Source organism: Sutterella faecalis, from assembly GCF_006337085.1.
Lineage (GTDB): Bacteria > Pseudomonadota > Gammaproteobacteria > Burkholderiales > Burkholderiaceae_F > Sutterella > Sutterella faecalis.
The window spans coordinates 871,595-887,818 of record NZ_CP040882.1 but is presented as its reverse complement, the minus strand read 5'-3'; the positions used below and the strand labels follow the sequence as shown (position 1 = coordinate 887,818).

Below are 16,224 nucleotides of genomic sequence, written 5' to 3'. Positions count from 1 at the left end.
TGTTGTCGTCCAAAATAAAGGCGGCCGTTTGGAATTAAATGCTAAGACCGATGCAGGCAAGGAGATTAAAGTTCAATCCGATTTAGGTCCAGAAGCATCGGGCGCTCAAACTGTCTTTGGCAGTAAAACGACCATTGACAGTGCCAACGTTGTCGCTGATGCCATTCTTTTGGCGAAGGACAAGGCTACAGCGGAAGAGATGAATGGTTACTCGAAAGTTTTTAGCTTTACCGAAAACAAGAACATCTCGGCAGACATTAATGCGGCTAATGCAATTGTTACAGTAGCGAATGGCGGGCTTCTGGAAGCAACGACGAAGCTCGATGTGAATACGGGTCGAACGCTTGACATTAATGCTGCAGTCGGAAGTTCTCCTGCCGGACAGCTTAAAGCTCAGGAATTGAATGCGAACGGTACCGTAAATATGAATGGCAGTGCAGAAATCAACACGGTCAATGCATTGAGCGGTTCTCAGGTCAGGTTCGGCGGTCAATCGAAGATTAAGAATGCCGTTGTCGGGAAGAGCGGTACCCTTACTCTTGGCGACAATGCATCCTCTTCAGCCTATGTCGAGCTTGGGTCGATTTCTTATATCGCTAGGGAAACAAGCTCAGGTGCGGGTGACGGAGGTCAGGTCCACCTTGCTAAAGGCACCGTAAGAACAACGTCAGATCAGCTCTTCGTCAAGGACCCTTCAAAATCCGGCATCGAATCGATTGGTAATTTCAAGGAAGGAATCTCAAATACCACTGGTAGGGTTGGAGACCTTTTTTTACGCTTAACAGATGCTGCGTTCGACTATACGCTGGATCAGTGGAGAGCGCTGCAGTCAAAAACAAAGAGTCCCACTGCAGATAATTCAGCATTTATTGAATTAGAGAATGCCTTGCTTGTAAATGCGACAACCTCCAATGGCAAGGCAACTATTGGGGATGCTGTAGCTATCGGGTATGCAGGTAAATCTGCGATTGTTTCAGAATCAAAGAGTGCTGATCACGTATTTACTTTATCTAAAGGCTACGGCATAACATTTGGTTCCCTGGAAATTAATGATAAAGAAACGCAATTTAATGGATTGACCTTTACAGGCTCTTCGCCGCTCACCTTGCGCGGTGATATGGATGGAAAGGTTTTCTATCTGCCCAAGGTGACGGGTTCTGATGGCACTCAGCAGGTCATGCCCGTTACGCTCGATGTCGACACGACTTTCGGCGATGAGCTGGCGGCGACCACGGATAAGGCCGTTGTTGACGGCAAGATCACCGCAAAGAAGTCCGTGAAGATTTCGAAGAACGGCGACTTCGCCTTTGCTGAAGACCTCACGCTTGCGGGTACGGCAGATTCGGCCGATCTCACGATCGAAGGCCGTTTTGCCGGCAAGAATATCGTCCGCACGAGTGCCAATGCAAATGTGAATACCGTGATTGCCGGCGGCATTGCGGTGCTTGACGGCACCACGCCGGATCCGAAGGATCCAGCTGCCGGTCAGGGTACTCAGGTGTCGACCGGCTATGCCGTCATTAATTCCCGCAAGCTCGAGAGCGGGGAAGTTCTGGGCGGTCTGCTGGTGCTGGGCCAGGCTTATGAAGCGAATGCCCTTCAATATCAGCAGTCGCACCGCCTTGACAATACGCTGTGGATTGGTCAGGCGGTAACGCTCAAAGACAACATCTCTTTCGGCGCAGCCTTGACCGACAAGCAGAATGCGACCGGCGTCAATACTGCGGTCATTGACCTTCAGACGCTCGCTCAGTCCGCTTACAAGGGCGCGGCCGACAAGGCTGTCGTGAATAGAGCGGATAACCTCACGCTGATTCGCCCGACGGTCGAGAGAGTCGTGCTTGCCAATCTGAAGAATATTTCCGCCGACAGCCGCGTTTATGATGAAGCGAAAGGTCTTTACTATCTCAATGCAGGTGTAGACCTTTCGGCTTCAGCCGCTGCAGCCGGGAGTTCCTCCGGTGTGGTTCTTCTCGGCACGCGCCTCTATCAGGATGGATCGCAGAAGGCTTCCGGTTCGACGAGCGTTTCCAATACGGTTGCTTCGGACGGGAAGATTTACTTCGTGAAGGATCAAAAGGCTGACGCCGAGTTGAAGGCGCTCAACATTCACTCTCAGGGCGTCATCGATCGTGAGCTCGACCAGGTTCAGTTCGGAAATGCCCTGGCTGATTTCTTCATCTTCGACGTTTTCGGCGATGAAGCTCAGAATGCGGAGCTGAAGGCTGCCAAGGAGGCCTGGACCAAGTATCAGGCGGAAAATGGAGCCGGCTGGACTGCTGAACAGCTCGAGAATGAAAGAAAGGCATTCTTTGCTCCCCTTTTCGAGAAAATCGTTGATGCCGAACACGCTGCCACCAACATGGCGGTCGAAGGCGGCGCCTTTAGTTCCGCGCTTGACTACCAGAATGAAGTGGTCGGTGCGCTCGATCGTCGCGCGTCCCTCGCGAATCTGAATGCGTCGAGGACGCAGGGCTTCACGCCCTGGGTTGATGTTTTCGGCTCGAGGAATAAGGCGAAGACGCTCTTCGGCGACGGCGAGGGTTATGAAGCCGATCTCTATGGTGCGGTTCTCGGATTCGACTACACCTCCCTCGCGGGCGGCGTAGTGGGCGTTGCCTTCAATGCCGGGAAGGCGGACGGCAACTCGGTGGGCTCCGGCGCGAGAGTAGACAACGATGCCGACTACTACGGCTTCTCGGTCTATGCGGCGCAGCAGTTCGGTGCGTTCAACATCAAGGGAGACCTTGGGTACAGCCGAGCATCGAACGATCTTTCGACGACCGGCGTTCTCGGTTCCTTCAAGGAATCGCTCGACGCTGATCTCTGGACGGTTGGCGCCGGGGCCGAGTTCCTCCTGGAGGCGGGTCCCGTCAATGTCGTGCCGCATGCCGGCATCCGCATGACGCGTCTCTCGATGGATGACTCGAAGTACGGCGCTGACTACGACGACATGACCGTCTATCAGCTCCCGCTCGGCGTTTCAGTTTCCTCGGCCTTCGAAATGAACGGCTGGAAGCTCGCTCCGGTGTTCGACCTGTCGCTCGTTCCGACTTTCGGCGACAAGGATGCATCCGCTGAGTACTTGGGAGGCATTACGGCAACGACCCGCGTTGTGGATTCGAATCCGGTTCAGGGCACGATCGGCCTCGAAGCGCAGACGGGTGCATTCACGTTCGGCCTCAATTACCGCCTCACGAGGGGCGGCGATGATCGCACGAACAATGCATTCAATGCGAATGTCCGCTACGCCTTCTAATTTGCTGTAGCCACTGAAGAATCCCCGCCCGGCCCGTCAGGGAAGGGCGGGGATATGCGTATTGGGGATTGGCAGACTTCTTTGCTTCCGTCATGCGCCTGGGGAGAAGAACAGCAAACCAACTCTAGGCATCCTGCTTTTCAGGCGCGTTATGCGCTCATTTCCTCAATCTTTCCCTGAGTACTTACGAAAATGCTTGACAGGATCGCGCCGATATTACGCATAATCACACTCTTGACTCTTATTTCTATTGAAGGCCTTTGAGAGTTCCCGGCCCCTCTGATCTCTCCGACGCTCAGTCTGAGCATTTTGCGGATGAGCACCCGGCCTCTCTTCCCGAAGCGCCTTGTTGTTACTGGTGACTGCTATGCCCCGCGTTCTCAATATCGGTTCCCTCAACATCGACTACGTCTACCAGGTCCCGCACTTCCTGCGGGGCGGAGAAACGCTTGCCGCCTACCGGCGCGCGATTCATATCGGCGGCAAGGGCCTCAATCAGAGCGTGGCGCTTGCCCGCGCCGGGCTGAGAACGAGCCACGCCGGCATCGTCGGTCAGGACGGCACGTTCCTCAAGGTCTTTCTTGAGCACGAGGGCGTCGGCGTCTCGCGCGTTGCGGTCGACCCCAATGAATCCTCGGGCCACACCTTTATTCAGGTGGTGCCTGAAGGCGGCGAAAACGCCATTCTTTACTACCCGGGCACCAATGTTCGTCTGACGCCCGAATTTGTGAAGTCCGCGATGGACGACTTCGGCAAGGGCGACGCGCTTCTCGTGCAGAACGAAACGAGTGCGGTGCGCTATTCGATCGAGCATGCGCTCGAAAAGGGCATGCGCGTCATCTTCAACCCTTCGCCCTTTGATTCTCAGGCGCCGCTCCTTCCGCTCAACCGCATTTCCGCGCTGATTGCCAACGAAACGGAAGCCGAAGGCCTTCTCGGACTCGAAAAGAAGGAAAAGACTCCGGAAGAGGCAATGGACATCGTCGCTGAACTCGGCCGCCGCTATCCCGAGACCGTGATTCTCGTCACGCTCGGAAGCCAGGGCGTCGTCTGCCGCATGCCCGGGTTCGAGCCCGATTTCATCAAGGCCTATCCGGTGCATCCGGCCGATACGACGGGTGCGGGCGACACGTTCACGGGGTTTGCCGTCCGTGCGCTCATGGACGCCTGGGAGAAGACGAGCGCGGATGAAGCGCATGCGGTTCTTCTCGAGGGGCTGCGCTTTGCTGCCATGGCGGCGGCGATTTCGGTGACGCGCCCGGGCGCGGCCGAGTCCATTCCCTTCTGGAAGGAAGTTGACGAAGCAATGCGCGATACGGACTAATCGAAGGAAAGTACGATGACGGAACCGAGAAAGATCATTCTCGACTGCGATCCGGGGTACGACGACGCGGCGGCGATTCTCCTTGCCGCCGGATCGCCCGAAGTGAAGATCATTGCGCTCACGACGGTCGCGGGAAACCAGACGATCGAAAAGGTCACTTCGAACGCGCTTCGCATCGCGCGCCTCGCGGGCCTCTCCGACATTCCGATCGCCATGGGCGCGAAGCGCCCGATCATTCGGCCGGCCGTTGAGGTCTGCGCAGAAATTCACGGCGAATCGGGCCTGGATGGTGCGGACATGCCCGAAGCCGACATTCCGCTCGATCCCCGTCCTGCGGCTCAGCTCATTGTCGACACCATCATGCGCGAACCCGCGGGCACGGTGACGCTCGTTCCGACGGGGCCGCTCACCAACATTGCGCTGGCCGCAAGGCTTGAGCCGCGGATTGTCTCACGCGTGAAGGAAGTCGTCCTCATGGGCGGCGCCTGCAAGGAAGGGAATGTCAGCCCCTGCGCGGAATTCAATATTGAAAATGATCCGGAAGCCGCTCACATCGTCTTCAATGAACCCTGGAAGGTGACGATGGTGGGGCTCGACCTCACGTATCAGGCAAGGGCTGAGAAGCCCGTGCGCGACCGCATTCAGGCGATCGGCACGAAGCCCGCTCACTTTCTCTGGCAGGTCCTCGAAGCGTTTGCGAAGAACTACAAGGCCTGGCGGGGCTTTGATGCGCCGCCCCTTCATGATCCCTGCGCCGTTGCCTATGTGATCGACCCGACCCTCATGGAGGTGCGTCCCACGGTCATCAATGTGGAAATCCGGGGCGAACTCACGTCCGGCATGACGGTCGCGGACCTCAGGCGTCCGGCGCCCGAAGGCTGCCATACGTTCGCTGCGCTGAAGCTCGACAAGGACCGCTTCTGGGATCTGATGGCGAAGTCGGTCGAGCGTATCGGCTGATTGAAGTTCAAAAGGGATTCTTAAGAATCTGAGGCTGCCGGTTTCTCATGGATGGAGACCGGCAGCTTTCTTTTGGACATCCGGAAAAAATCATTTGGCGCGGAGAAATGCTCAGAATGCGGCGTAATACCGCAAGCATTATTGAGGTTCTTGATTTCACGAGAAAGAAGCTCGATACACTTTTCCTTGAAATGAATCGGGTCGCCGCTCGGAAGCGATCCGCAAAGAGAGGGAAAAAGCAAAATGCAACGCCGTAAATTGATTTTCGCTGCCGCGGCTGCTGCCGCATCGGCTCCTTTCCTGGGAGCTTCATCCGCATTCGCCGCGGAAAAGACGGTGCGCGTCGGCGTCACTGCCGGCCCTTCGGCTCAGATTCTGGAATACGTCGTTCCGATCGCGAAGGAGTTGGGCCTCAACGTCAAAATTTATGAGTTCCAGGACTACATTCAGCCCAACGCTGCGCTCGACGCCGGGGATATTGACGCCAATATTTACTGTACGAAGCCCTTCCTTGATCACGAGAACGAAACCCGCGGGTACAGCTTGAGAATCGCGGCGCCCGCCTTCACGCTCCCGATGGCGGTGTACTCGAAGAAAATCAAGTCGCTCAAGGACCTCCCGCAGGACGCGACGGTCGGCATCCCGAATGATCCGGCGATGGGCGGGCGGGGGCTCCTCCTTCTCGCCGCGGGCGGCCTCATCAAGCTCCGCGAAGGGTCGGGGCTTCTGCCCTCGAAATTCGACATCGTCGAGAACCCGAAGAACCTGAAGGTCGTGGAGCTTGAGGCCGCGCAGCTGCCGCTTTCCTTGAATGACCTCACGATCGCCTGCGTGAACGGCAACTATGCTGCCGTGGCAGGACTCAACCCGAGCAGGGACGGCCTTCTCGTTGAGGGCGCGAACGGTCCCTACGTCTGCAATATTGTCGTCACGGAAAAGAACCTCAATGAGCCCTGGGTCAAGACCTTCGTGAAGGCTTATCAGGACCCTCGCGTCAAGCCTGAACTTCCAGCCGTTTATTACTCTCGCGACTTCGGACGGTCAGTCAGCGGCTTAAAAAGGTCATGAGTTCCTCCATGGTCTTACCGCTTCGAGCCATGGCTTCCGCAATCACTTCGGCCTGCCGCAGCGTCTTTTCCTTGTTGAGTTCGATGAGCTTTACCCCGAGCTTCTCGTAACGTGTTTTGACCTTCAGCAACCGCTGCTGAGTCAGTTTGATCTGCTTCTCAATCGAAGCCAGCGACTTACGCTTCGGCATCTTCATTCTCCTCCTCGCCAATCGGTTCCAGATCCTCGACGTCCTCCATGCTGTCTTTCTTTCCGGCAAGCGCGGCAGAGATGGCGGCGGCCTGCGACATAACCTTGTCCTTCGTCATGCCAAAGGATTTCAGGATGATTTCCTGCGTCCTCGTGATTGCGTGGTCAAGCTGATATCTGCCGTCATTGATTCTCACCAGCTCGATTTTCTCCAGTTCCCGGATCGCCGCAGGAACCGTCATGTAGTTCCTCTTTGTCGGCAGGCGGAGCATCTCATCCTTCAGGAGGTTGTAGAGCCTCTGTCGAATAATGAGAGCAATAAATTCAATAAAAATCTTGGCTCTTACGGCTTCTGCGGAGTGTACCCGCATGCTCTTGCTGCCCAGGAATGATTTGTCTGCGCTGAAGAGCTTCTCTGAGGCGTCGCGGCCTCGGTACTGCAGATAAGCGTCTCTGGCGCTCATTTTCTCGGAGGTAATGATGCAGAAATATCCGCATCTCGAATAAGCATGCTCGATGATGCTCTTCTTCTCTTCGGCAAAAAGGAAGCGGCCTTTTTCGTCGTAGTGACACTGGAAGTAATCTGTATGCGGGGATCCGAACTCCACTTCACGGCCGACCCACTGGTCGAAGTTCTTCTGCATCTGCGTCAGCGCGTTTTCTATATCGCGCCGCTCCGTCGCCATCTTCATGGGGTTAAAGAAGACATGAAAGTAGCGCTCCCGTGAGTCTTCCGGAAAAATCTTCATTTTTTCCGTTGTGCCGCTGATGCAATGCTCGCGCAGGGAGGCGTCGACGCGATTTTCGAAAGTGCCGTGGAGCCTGTCGACCAATTCGGCCACAAGTGCCTTGCAGCCCTTAACCATCATGATGAACTCAAAGTTATTCGCATCCATGTAGTCGATGTTGATCTTGCAGAAATAACCTCGGTCGATGATGAAGCCAATACGCTTGTAGTTGTACGCAATTGCCTTGTCTACAAGGAATTTGAACTGACTGACGTCATTAATGGAGCCAGGGTAGCATTCATAGAACAACGGCACCTGATTGGTTTTGTCGTAGGCGACGGCAAGATTAAAAATCGGGCATCCCTGATCGACTTTGGCCTTGCCGAATTCAACAAAATCAACATCTCCCGCCTGGCAGTTCTTATTAGTTGAATCATAGGAAATGTAGATCCGTGAGCGATGATCGCGCTTTGCGTTCCAGTCGTTCAGAAAGCCTGAAATTTGGTCCGGGCTGACGTTGGCGAGGAAGCTGGAGATGGCGGCGTCGCTCGCAATCCGCATGTCTTTCGAGAAGAGCGGATGTCGATATGCGTAGTCCGGGTAGTACTGCCCTTGATTCCTTTCCTCAATGATCATGTAGGCGGCCAGATCCAGCACCAGCCCAGCTCGATCAAGGAAATGCTTCTGGAGCATTTTGCCGAGGCCGTACGTCTGCACGATGTTTGCTATGACGATGTAGCTGCCGGCCATAAGCGTGCTGCAGCGCCTGGCGCTCTCCCGGACTTCTGGGAGAACGGCATCAGGGAAAAAGACCAGGAAATTTTCATTCGGAACCATGGTCTCGGTTTCACCAACGCATTTTCCGATTAGCACACGCTTGGGCACCGTGTGCTTCTTTTTCGGGTCGTAGCTGCGCTCCAGAACGTAGTGGATGTACGTTCCGCTCTTAGTGCCTTGCCGACTGATTTTTCCTTTGAGCCTGGGTATCGAGACCGTGAAATTCAGGAACATTCGAAGTTAAATTGCGAGAGTAATATATTACTCTCGAGTGTACAAGAAAAGCGCCGGCGACGCAATGAAATTTTTTAAGTTTTTTCGGTAGTAATGATCAAAATCCTGTTGGATCTTGAACGAGAGTCATGCGGTTCTGGAAGTTGAGGTCAAGGAGTGGATCCTTAAGAAGTTTGAAGGTTCCGTGATCCCCGGGTTCTGATTTTTTGGTCGAAGAGCGTCAATCTTTTGCTGAAAAGCCGGCTGGAATTTTGCGTTCCGCCGGCTTTTCTCCTTTTTTTTCGTCAGATTTCTTCGGGTTCGCGATGCCGGTTATTTGCGCTTGAGCGGCACTTCCCGTGGTTCTTCCTGAGGCGCTGCTTCCTTCGGGAAGAGACGGTTGAGCCCATGGTCAATGAGCTTGGCAAAGAGTCCGATCAGAATGGCCGAAGCAAGCGTTCCTTCGCGGATTGCATGAATTTCGCCGAGAAAGACGAGTCCCATCATGGCGGCAATCCCCGTGAGCGCGAGGTCGTTCACGATCTTCATGGTGCCGAAGGATTTGCGTGCAAGCGCGGCGGCAGCTATGACGAAGCCTTCACCCGGCTGAACGAGCGTTTTCGAGCGGATCTGCATCACGGTTCCGAGCGCGAGGATGACGTTTCCGATAACGCTCATGAGGGCGCCCGTCCACCAGCCGTTCGGCGTGAGTGATGAGAGGAGGAACATCGAGAGATCGATGAAGGCGCCGAAGAGGAAGCCGATTGGAATCTGAAGGAGATTCATCGGCGAATAGCGCCTGCGCAAAAGCGCAATCTGCCCGGCAACGTACGCAAAGTTGAGAATGACGACGCAGGTGCCGAAGGTGAGACCGGTGATCGCCGCTCCCGTATAGGGAACCGTACTGATGGGAGTGGTTCCGAGGCCCGCGAGCGTCGTGAGCGCAATTCCGAGGGACGCGAGGAACATGCCTGCGAGAAGCAGGACGCTGCGAAGGAGCAGGTGGCTGAAGCGGCGGCGGACGGCAGATTGCTTGAAGGGCATTCTTGAATGATCGTCAGGAGAAAAGAGAAGAAAAAAATGGAAGCTTCTTTGCGGGAAGCTTCCAAAGGAGAGAAAGGAGAAGACGCTTGCGAATCCGGGAGAAATGCACGCCAGGCAGGAGATCAGGTCTGCTCAGCTTCTCCCGGAAGATTGAGATCTTGGAAGGCCGTTAGAAGCGATGCACCATGCCGGCCGTGAGTTCGTAGCCCCAGGGGGTGGCTTCGGACTTCCTGGCGTTCAGCTCAACCTTTTCCTGCGACCAGCCGCCCATCACGTAGACGGCGGTGCGCTTCGAGAGGTTGTAGTCATAGCCCACCGCGACCATCGTGCGCTTGAAGTCGACGTCCTTTTCGTTATGCATGTCGCGGTAACCGGCCATCGCCTTCGCCACGCCGCCCATGAGCGGAACATGGACGCCGAGATTGAAGCCGTAGCCCGTGACGAAGCCGTACTTGGCATCGTCTCCTAGTGCGTTGAGACCGGCGGACACGACGCCGGCACGCTGCGCGGCACTGAGTTCCTGGTCTTCGAAATACTGGCCGAAGGCGATGAGCTTCACGCCGCCATCAAACGCGTAGTTGCCGCCGAGGGTGACGGTGACGCCTTCGTCCTCATGGGCGCGCGTGCCCGTGCGGCTGTTGCCGTACATCGTCGTGTCGGCGACGAGCACCGCTTCAACCGGACCCTGCTGGAAGCGCACGGCGGCGGACGCATAGCGGTCCGAATCCGCCATGCCTTCGCGGCTCGTCGTATCCGTCTTCGAGTCGTTCTTGAAGGAATACATCGCGTAGCCGGTGAAGCCCGAGAAGGTCGGGGTGCGGTAGGAAATCGCGTTGTCGACGCGCGTCCACATGGAAGCCGTCACCGCGCCCGAACCAAAGGCCTGGGTGTAGTTGGCAAAGAGCGGGTCGATCGCGCGGAAGAGGCCGTTGGCGCCGAGGACGCTGCCGAAGATCGGAAGGCGTCCCACGGCGAGAGCGCCGAAGTCGCCCGAGAGCGTGAGCGAGGCTTCGCGGCCGAAGAGACGGCCGTTCTGCTCCATGCTGCCCGTGTCGGATTCAAAGCCCGATTCGAGGATGAAGCCCAGCTTCATGCCGTTTCCGAGGTCTTCGCTTCCGCGAACGCCCCAGCGGGAGCCGAATTCCTGACCCGTCGTCATTTTGAAGGTGTCGGAGGCATCCGTGCCGGCGGCATCCGCATCGGCATGGATGAAGGAAAGGCCTGTATCAAGGACGCCGTAAACCTGCGCATCCGCAGCAAAGGCGCTCATGGAGGCGCCGGCAAAAAGCCCGGCGATGGCGAGAGCCGCAAGAGACTTTTTCATGATTAAGTTTCCGAAAAATGAGGTGCTGAAGAAGAAAACGACGGGGGGTGCCCTTAGTGCTTCATCTTGAAGTCGAACTTGTGGCACTGAGCGCAGTAGTTTTCTTCCGGCTCATGCTGCAGATGGCAGAGCGTGCAGTCGCCGTTGTGGGGCGCCTTATGCGGATTCGGATTGAGGCGGGAATTGGTTTTTTCCGCAATCTGATCGCGGTTGTGGCACTTGAGGCACGTGTTTTCGTCCGGGGTTTCCGGATTCTTCATGTCCGGGCCGTGGCAGCTTGCGCATTCAAGGCCGCGTGCGACATGGCGGTCGGCACCGAAATCGGCGGCGGAGGCGGCCGTGCCGAAGAGGAGGCAGGCGCTCGCGAGTAAGAGGGCGAGGCGTTTCATTTTTATGGGGTCTCCGAGGGGAATGTCAGAACCTTTCGTCTGAAGCGGCTGAGGGGGAAATACGCACCGCTTCAGAGAAAGGAGGAGAAAAGAAGCTTCAGAACAATCAGCAGCCCTTGAACTTCATCGCCGTACGGGCGGCGACGCGGCCGAAGATCATGCAGTCGGCAACGGCAACGGTGCCGAGGCGCACCATGCCGTGGACGCCGCCCGTGACTTCGCCGGCGGCATAGAGGCCGTTGATCACCTTGCCGCGGACCGAGAGGACCTGAGCGTTGTCGTTGATCTCAAGGCCGCCCATGCAGTGGTGGACGCGCGGCCAGAGGCGAACGGCGAGGAAGGGACCGTCGGTGTTGGGCTTGCTGTTGTCGAAGAACATGCAGTCGAAGTCCGGGTCCTTCTTGGCGGCCATGTAGCCGTTGAAGGTGTCGTTCGTCTTCTTCAGTTCGTCGTACGGGATCTTCAAGTCGTCGGCCATGGCCTTGAGCGTCGGGTATTCCTTGACGACGCCGGACTTGCGGGCGCGCTCGTAGATCTCGGGCGTCATGTTCTTGCCGATGATGACGTTCTTCGCGTTCTCAAGCGACGTGTAGATGACGCAGGGGTGGCCGATGGCGACGATGGCGTCGGCGCGGACCTTGCGGTTGCCCGTTTCCTTGATGAAGCGCTTGCCGGTCGCCGGATCAACCATGGGGCCGTAGCCGACGGCGGATTCAACGAAGAGCGGCGCAACGCCGAAGCCCTGTTCGTCGGGCGAGGTCCAGGGGCCGAGCTGAATCCAGTCCATCTGAATGGTGTTGGCGCCGATTTCCTGCGCTTCCTGAATCATTTCGCCCGTGGCGCCCGGATGGTTCGTGGAGGTGAAATCCGCCGTGAGGCGCGGGTCGTGAGAGGTGCGCATCTGAACGTTCTGCGCGAAGCCGCCCGAGGCGAGAAGGACGCCCTTGGTTGCGCGGATGTAGACGGTCTTGCCGGAATTTTCGCGGCCGAAGCGGTAGCCGGTGCGGGCCTTGACGCCGAGGACGCAGTGCTGGTCGTTGACGATGAGCTCGTCGACCACGCAGCGCAGGCGCGGCGTGACGCCTTCTTCCTTGAGCTTCGCGAGCATCGGGTTGATGAAGCCCGAACCGGAGTTGTTCGTGACGGCGTGCGAGCGGTGCACGGAGTGGCCGCCGTGGAAGGTGACGGCCTTGAACTGCACGCCGATCTTGTCGCGGAGCCAGTAGAAGTTTTCAGCCGATTCGTCGGCGATGCGGCGGGCAAGGGCCGGGTGGGCGAGGCCGCCGCCCGCCTTGATGATGTCGGCGTAGAGGAGGTCGGCCGAATCCTTGATGCCGGCCTTTTCCTGCATGTCGGTGCCGGCAGCGGCGACGGCGCCGCCGTTGATGATGGAGTTGCCGCCCGGAACAGGCATCTTGTCGAGAACGAGGATCTGGTCGGCGGCCATGCCGAGCTGACGAGCTTCAAGCGCGGCGGCGAGGCCGGCGAAGCCCGTGCCGACGATCACGAATTCCTTCGTTTCATTCCAGGTGATGTTCTTCGCTTCCGCGGCGGAAACGGTCTTCACGAACGAGAAGGAGCCGACGGCGGCAGCCGTGGCGGCGCCGAAAAGCTTGCGGCGGGAAATATCAGCGGACATTCTGTTTTTCTCCTTTTTTGAGGTGCTTTGCGCCTGAGGCCTTCTTGAGGAAGCCTCAATCCTGCGCACATCACGAAGATTAAATAGACGTAAGATGCAGATAAACCTAAATGCTTATGTATAAACTGTTAGGGCAAACCCTTGGTCTTGCTCTTTATGGGTAAGACCAGCAGCTCTGATGGAATTTCCCCATGCGCCGTTTTTCTCCTCAATGGTTTGATGCGCTCCGCCTGAGGCGCTTCAGCCGCGAATGGCCGGGCGTTTCCGGCCCGGATGCCCCGGTAATGCCGTGGGTGACGCCGCCCCTCCATCCGTTCATTCGCAAGCTTTTCAGCACGCGCGGCGTGGTGCGCGAGTTCGAGCCCGGCGAGTGGCTTTTTCCCCGCGTTCAGGTGAGAAGCTTCATGTACGTGGAGGAAGGCCTCACGGGCCGCATTCTCGCGTCGCTCGACGGCCAGCCGGGTGCGGGCGCCATGGCGCTCTCGCCCCCGATGAGGAATGCCTCGGGGAATCTCAACTGGGTGACGGGGCGAGCGGCAATCGGCCGCTATCAGGCGCTCTCCCACGTGCGCGTGCGGGAAATCCGCCACAGCGAAATGCATGACATTCTGAAGCCCTGGGTGAATCAGGACGTCTTTCTTCTCGTCATGGGGCAGGCCGAACTCATCAATCTGTCGGACAGGATGGGATTTGCCGTCCTTGCGCTCCTTCCCGCGATGGAGCGCCTGAAGGCGCTTTTCTTAAGCTGGGCGCTCTTTTACGGGCGCATCACGGAAGAGAGCGGACGCTGCTGGGTCCGATTCCCGGTACCGGGCAGAAAGGCGCATATTGCTCAGGTGATCCGCACGTCGCTCGTGACGCTCGACAGCCTTCTTTCCGAGCTTCGCGCGGGCGCAGGCTACGAACGGGAGGGCGATTTCTGCCGGCTTGAGGCATCGGCCCTTCAGAGCGTTCACGACTGGATGCACCATGCGGACGGCGAAGGCGCCTACATCGCACGCCCGAAGCGGGTCGAGGAGATGCTCCTCGCCGCAGAGGCAGAGGACCATGCCGACTGATCCTTTTTTGAGATCGAAAAACAAAAAAAAGCTCCGAATCCACTGAGGAAACGGAGCTTTTCTTATGGAGCTTTCTCTTTTTTCCTTCAAGCCTCCGGGAAGCCGCTCGCCCGATAAAGAGTGTGAAGTGAGCCGTGGGCGAACGGCTGGGGGCCGGAACTGAAGCGTGTTTAAAGGAGAAGCATCTCTGATCAGTGCTTGGCCGAAACCGGAACGGTCTTTTCAGAGCGAGAGACGCGTTCGATGCGGTCGAAGAACGATTCCTTTTCGCCTTCCTCGTGCCAGCCCTGGAAGACCGTCGCGACGATCGGACCCATGACGTTGTGCCAGAGGGCGCCCAACGCAGCCGGGAGCGCCGCCATCGGGGAGGTCGCAAAGTGCACCGTGGCGAGGGCTACCGCGAGACCGGCGTTCTGCATGCCGACCTCAAAGCAGAGGCACTTGCACTTGGCGAGATCCATGCCGGTGAAGCGTCCGGCCCAGTAGCCGAGGAGCATGCCGACGGCATTCTGAACAGCTACGGCCGTGAAGACGAGGAGACCGACATTGAGGAGCTGATTGCGGGTGGCGGCAACGACAGCGGCAGCGATCACGACGATGGCGGAGACCGAGACGATCGGGAGCGCCGCAACCACGCTTTCAAGACGCTTGTCGCCGAGAACCTTGTGAACGATGAGGCCGAGCGCGATCGGAAGCAGAATGATCTGAACGATCGAGAGGAACATCGCCATCGGGTCGATGTTGAGCCACTGGTTCGCGAAGACGTACATGAAGGCCGGCGTCGCAAGGGGCGCGAGGAGCGTCGTGCAGGACGTGACCGTCACGGAAAGCGCCACGTCGCCGCGGGCGAGGAACGTAACCACGTTCGAAGCCGTGCCGCCCGGGGCGCAGCCGAGCAGCATGAGGCCGACGGCAAGATCAGGCGGAAGCTCAAGGAGAACGCAGAGCGCGTAGGCCGAGAGCGGCATGATCGTGTACTGGGCGACAACGCCGACAAAAACGTCGCGCGGACGGCGGAAGATTTCCCTGAAGTCGGATGTCGAGAGGGTGAGCCCCATGCCGAACATCACAACGCCGAGCAGAACCGGAACGTACGGGCCGACGAGCTTGAAAATCTCAGGGAAAATGAACCCGAGTATTCCAAACGTAATCACCCACAGGGCAAACGTCTTGTTTACGAACTGGCTCACTTTCACTAGATATTTCATTTCAAGCATCGAGGCATGCGTTATTGGCGCATCCCCTTCCAAAAAGCTGTAAAGCTGAAAAGAAGCTTCATGGTCGTTCCGGCCTTTGAGAAGGCCGCCCATAAAAGTTGTTTATCCGGCGGGAAAGCCGCCGGACTGCACCTGTTGGAGAGCATCTCCTCACCGAAGGTGAAGTGCGTGAAGGTAACTTTACTTTGCAAAAAGTCTCTTCGGGTGCGTTGAGAGTGCGTTCTGCACGCATCGGGGGCGCTAATGCACAAAAGAATGACGTGCTCCAAGGCCGATCGGAGAATGCGCTTAAGATGTCCGGCCTAGGAGAAAAGCCTCATCGGGCGGCTTCAATGTCGAGGGTATAGCCTTCAGGGGCATTGGCGAGCGTAATCAGGCTGCGGTTCCGGGTTCGGGTGATGACCGCGCGCAGAATGGGAGCTTTGTTGCGGATGAGCGCGCGGATTTCAGTATCGCCGCGCTCGCTCACGATCAAATCCATATCCTGAGGAATGCTTCTCCTCACGCTCTCGACGGGCCAGAGCGCAAAGGCAAAATCCCGGATGAATCTTTCGGCCTTCACCTCAGCGGGGAGCCTCGGGCTGCGGGACTCCTCTATCCGGCTTCCGTTCCAGGTGATGGCCCAGACGTTCATGCCCATCGCCGTGAAGGCGGCGCGCAGAAGCCCCGGGTCGGCGACGACAAGCGCGCGAAGAACCGGAACGGACTTCGGCGCCCCCGAAGAGAGCGCCTTCTCGTGAAAGCGGATGCGGATCTGCTGATCGAGCGTAAGTCTGGGGGCGTCCGCAATGGAAGGCGCGAAGACGGGCGCGAGCGCGCCGTCGTCGACCGGTGAGTGAGGAAGCGCTTCGCTTTTTCGCCCGGGCTTGGCGGGCTTTTTCGCTTCTTCCCGGGGAAGCCTCTTTTGAGCGGGCTCCGGGGGCTCCTCAACCCGGGATTCCGTTCTCAGTCCGGAGCAGCCGGCAAGAGAGAGCGCGAGAAGCAGCGCGGCAAAGGAGCGGCGGGCGATGGGACGGGAGCGCATTCGTGGGAACC

The 16,224-nt window shown here is 57.7% G+C and carries 13 protein-coding genes; 5 read left to right on the top strand and 8 right to left on the bottom strand.

The features are described from left to right. The first annotated feature begins 1,117 nt into the window (after positions 1-1,117). From FG381_RS12550 to FG381_RS03515, 4 genes are all read left to right on the top strand, one after another. Positions 1,118-3,259, top strand: coding sequence for an autotransporter outer membrane beta-barrel domain-containing protein (locus FG381_RS12550; protein WP_165697823.1), 2,142 nt, complete (start codon positions 1,118-1,120; stop codon positions 3,257-3,259). Positions 3,260-3,626: 367 nt separating this feature from the next. After that, entirely contained in the window at positions 3,627-4,583 is a 957-nt protein-coding gene (locus FG381_RS03525; RefSeq protein ID WP_139687564.1) for a ribokinase, read from the top strand. A 15-nt stretch (positions 4,584-4,598) separates the two neighbouring features. Next, positions 4,599-5,543: a nucleoside hydrolase gene (locus FG381_RS03520; RefSeq protein ID WP_139687563.1), complete on the top strand. Its 945-nt coding sequence runs from the start codon at positions 4,599-4,601 to the stop codon at positions 5,541-5,543. A 243-nt stretch (positions 5,544-5,786) separates the two neighbouring features. Next, the gene (locus FG381_RS03515; protein WP_139687562.1) at positions 5,787-6,611 is read left to right on the top strand and encodes a MetQ/NlpA family ABC transporter substrate-binding protein; all 825 of its coding nucleotides are present in this window, start codon (positions 5,787-5,789) and stop codon (positions 6,609-6,611) included. Here FG381_RS03515 and FG381_RS03510 read toward each other — a convergent pair. From FG381_RS03510 to FG381_RS03485, 6 genes are all read right to left on the bottom strand, one after another. Beyond that, positions 6,589-6,801: a hypothetical protein gene (locus FG381_RS03510; RefSeq protein ID WP_139686989.1), complete on the bottom strand. Its 213-nt coding sequence runs from the start codon at positions 6,799-6,801 to the stop codon at positions 6,589-6,591. The genes FG381_RS03515 and FG381_RS03510 overlap by 23 nt on opposite strands. Then, positions 6,788-8,539 (bottom strand): IS1634 family transposase, encoded by a 1,752-nt coding sequence (locus tag FG381_RS12730; RefSeq protein ID WP_226960390.1) that lies wholly within the window; start codon positions 8,537-8,539, stop codon positions 6,788-6,790. The genes FG381_RS03510 and FG381_RS12730 overlap by 14 nt, the downstream gene beginning before the upstream one ends. 312 nt (positions 8,540-8,851) lie before the next feature. Beyond that, positions 8,852-9,562, bottom strand: a complete 711-nt coding sequence (locus tag FG381_RS03500) for a YczE/YyaS/YitT family protein (protein WP_139687561.1) — start codon at positions 9,560-9,562, stop codon at positions 8,852-8,854. Between the two features lie 169 nt (positions 9,563-9,731). After that, entirely contained in the window at positions 9,732-10,886 is a 1,155-nt protein-coding gene (locus tag FG381_RS03495) for a porin (protein ID WP_139687560.1), read from the bottom strand. 53 nt (positions 10,887-10,939) lie between these two features. Then, positions 10,940-11,275: a cytochrome c3 family protein gene (locus FG381_RS03490; protein WP_139687559.1), complete on the bottom strand. Its 336-nt coding sequence runs from the start codon at positions 11,273-11,275 to the stop codon at positions 10,940-10,942. 106 nt (positions 11,276-11,381) lie between these two features. Continuing rightward, complete coding sequence (locus FG381_RS03485; RefSeq protein ID WP_139687558.1) at positions 11,382-12,914, bottom strand: flavocytochrome c; 1,533 nt, start codon at positions 12,912-12,914, stop codon at positions 11,382-11,384. A 191-nt stretch (positions 12,915-13,105) separates the two neighbouring features. Here FG381_RS03485 and FG381_RS03480 point away from each other — a divergent pair, with 191 nt between their 5' ends. Next, positions 13,106-13,972 carry a cyclic nucleotide-binding domain-containing protein gene (locus FG381_RS03480; RefSeq protein WP_139687557.1) on the top strand — a complete coding sequence of 289 codons (867 nt, stop codon included), beginning with the start codon at positions 13,106-13,108 and terminating at the stop codon, positions 13,970-13,972. Positions 13,973-14,163: 191 nt separating this feature from the next. Here FG381_RS03480 and FG381_RS03475 read toward each other — a convergent pair whose 3' ends face one another. Together FG381_RS03475 and FG381_RS03470 are read right to left on the bottom strand one after the other, a co-directional pair. Then, complete coding sequence (locus FG381_RS03475; protein ID WP_353935548.1) at positions 14,164-15,180, bottom strand: bile acid:sodium symporter family protein; 1,017 nt, start codon at positions 15,178-15,180, stop codon at positions 14,164-14,166. A gap of 325 nt (positions 15,181-15,505) precedes the next feature. Next, positions 15,506-16,213, bottom strand: a complete 708-nt coding sequence (locus FG381_RS03470) for a DUF3261 domain-containing protein (protein WP_139687555.1) — start codon at positions 16,211-16,213, stop codon at positions 15,506-15,508. Positions 16,214-16,224 lie beyond the last annotated feature (11 nt).

What these genes read in the sequence shown, in the direction of transcription:
- FG381_RS12550 (WP_165697823.1), top strand. Translation starts at nt 1,118, where the DNA reads ATGGATGGAAAGGTTTTCTATCTGCCCAAGGTGACGGGTTCTGATGGC.
- FG381_RS03525 (WP_139687564.1), top strand. Translation starts at nt 3,627, where the DNA reads ATGCCCCGCGTTCTCAATATCGGTTCCCTCAACATCGACTACGTCTAC.
- FG381_RS03520 (WP_139687563.1), top strand. Translation starts at nt 4,599, where the DNA reads ATGACGGAACCGAGAAAGATCATTCTCGACTGCGATCCGGGGTACGAC.
- FG381_RS03515 (WP_139687562.1), top strand. Translation starts at nt 5,787, where the DNA reads ATGCAACGCCGTAAATTGATTTTCGCTGCCGCGGCTGCTGCCGCATCG.
- FG381_RS03510 (WP_139686989.1), bottom strand. Translation starts at nt 6,801, where the DNA reads ATGCCGAAGCGTAAGTCGCTGGCTTCGATTGAGAAGCAGATCAAACTG.
- FG381_RS12730 (WP_226960390.1), bottom strand. Translation starts at nt 8,539, where the DNA reads ATGTTCCTGAATTTCACGGTCTCGATACCCAGGCTCAAAGGAAAAATC.
- FG381_RS03500 (WP_139687561.1), bottom strand. Translation starts at nt 9,562, where the DNA reads ATGCCCTTCAAGCAATCTGCCGTCCGCCGCCGCTTCAGCCACCTGCTC.
- FG381_RS03495 (WP_139687560.1), bottom strand. Translation starts at nt 10,886, where the DNA reads ATGAAAAAGTCTCTTGCGGCTCTCGCCATCGCCGGGCTTTTTGCCGGC.
- FG381_RS03490 (WP_139687559.1), bottom strand. Translation starts at nt 11,275, where the DNA reads ATGAAACGCCTCGCCCTCTTACTCGCGAGCGCCTGCCTCCTCTTCGGC.
- FG381_RS03485 (WP_139687558.1), bottom strand. Translation starts at nt 12,914, where the DNA reads ATGTCCGCTGATATTTCCCGCCGCAAGCTTTTCGGCGCCGCCACGGCT.
- FG381_RS03480 (WP_139687557.1), top strand. Translation starts at nt 13,106, where the DNA reads ATGCGCCGTTTTTCTCCTCAATGGTTTGATGCGCTCCGCCTGAGGCGC.
- FG381_RS03475 (WP_353935548.1), bottom strand. Translation starts at nt 15,180, where the DNA reads ATGAAATATCTAGTGAAAGTGAGCCAGTTCGTAAACAAGACGTTTGCC.
- FG381_RS03470 (WP_139687555.1), bottom strand. Translation starts at nt 16,213, where the DNA reads ATGCGCTCCCGTCCCATCGCCCGCCGCTCCTTTGCCGCGCTGCTTCTC.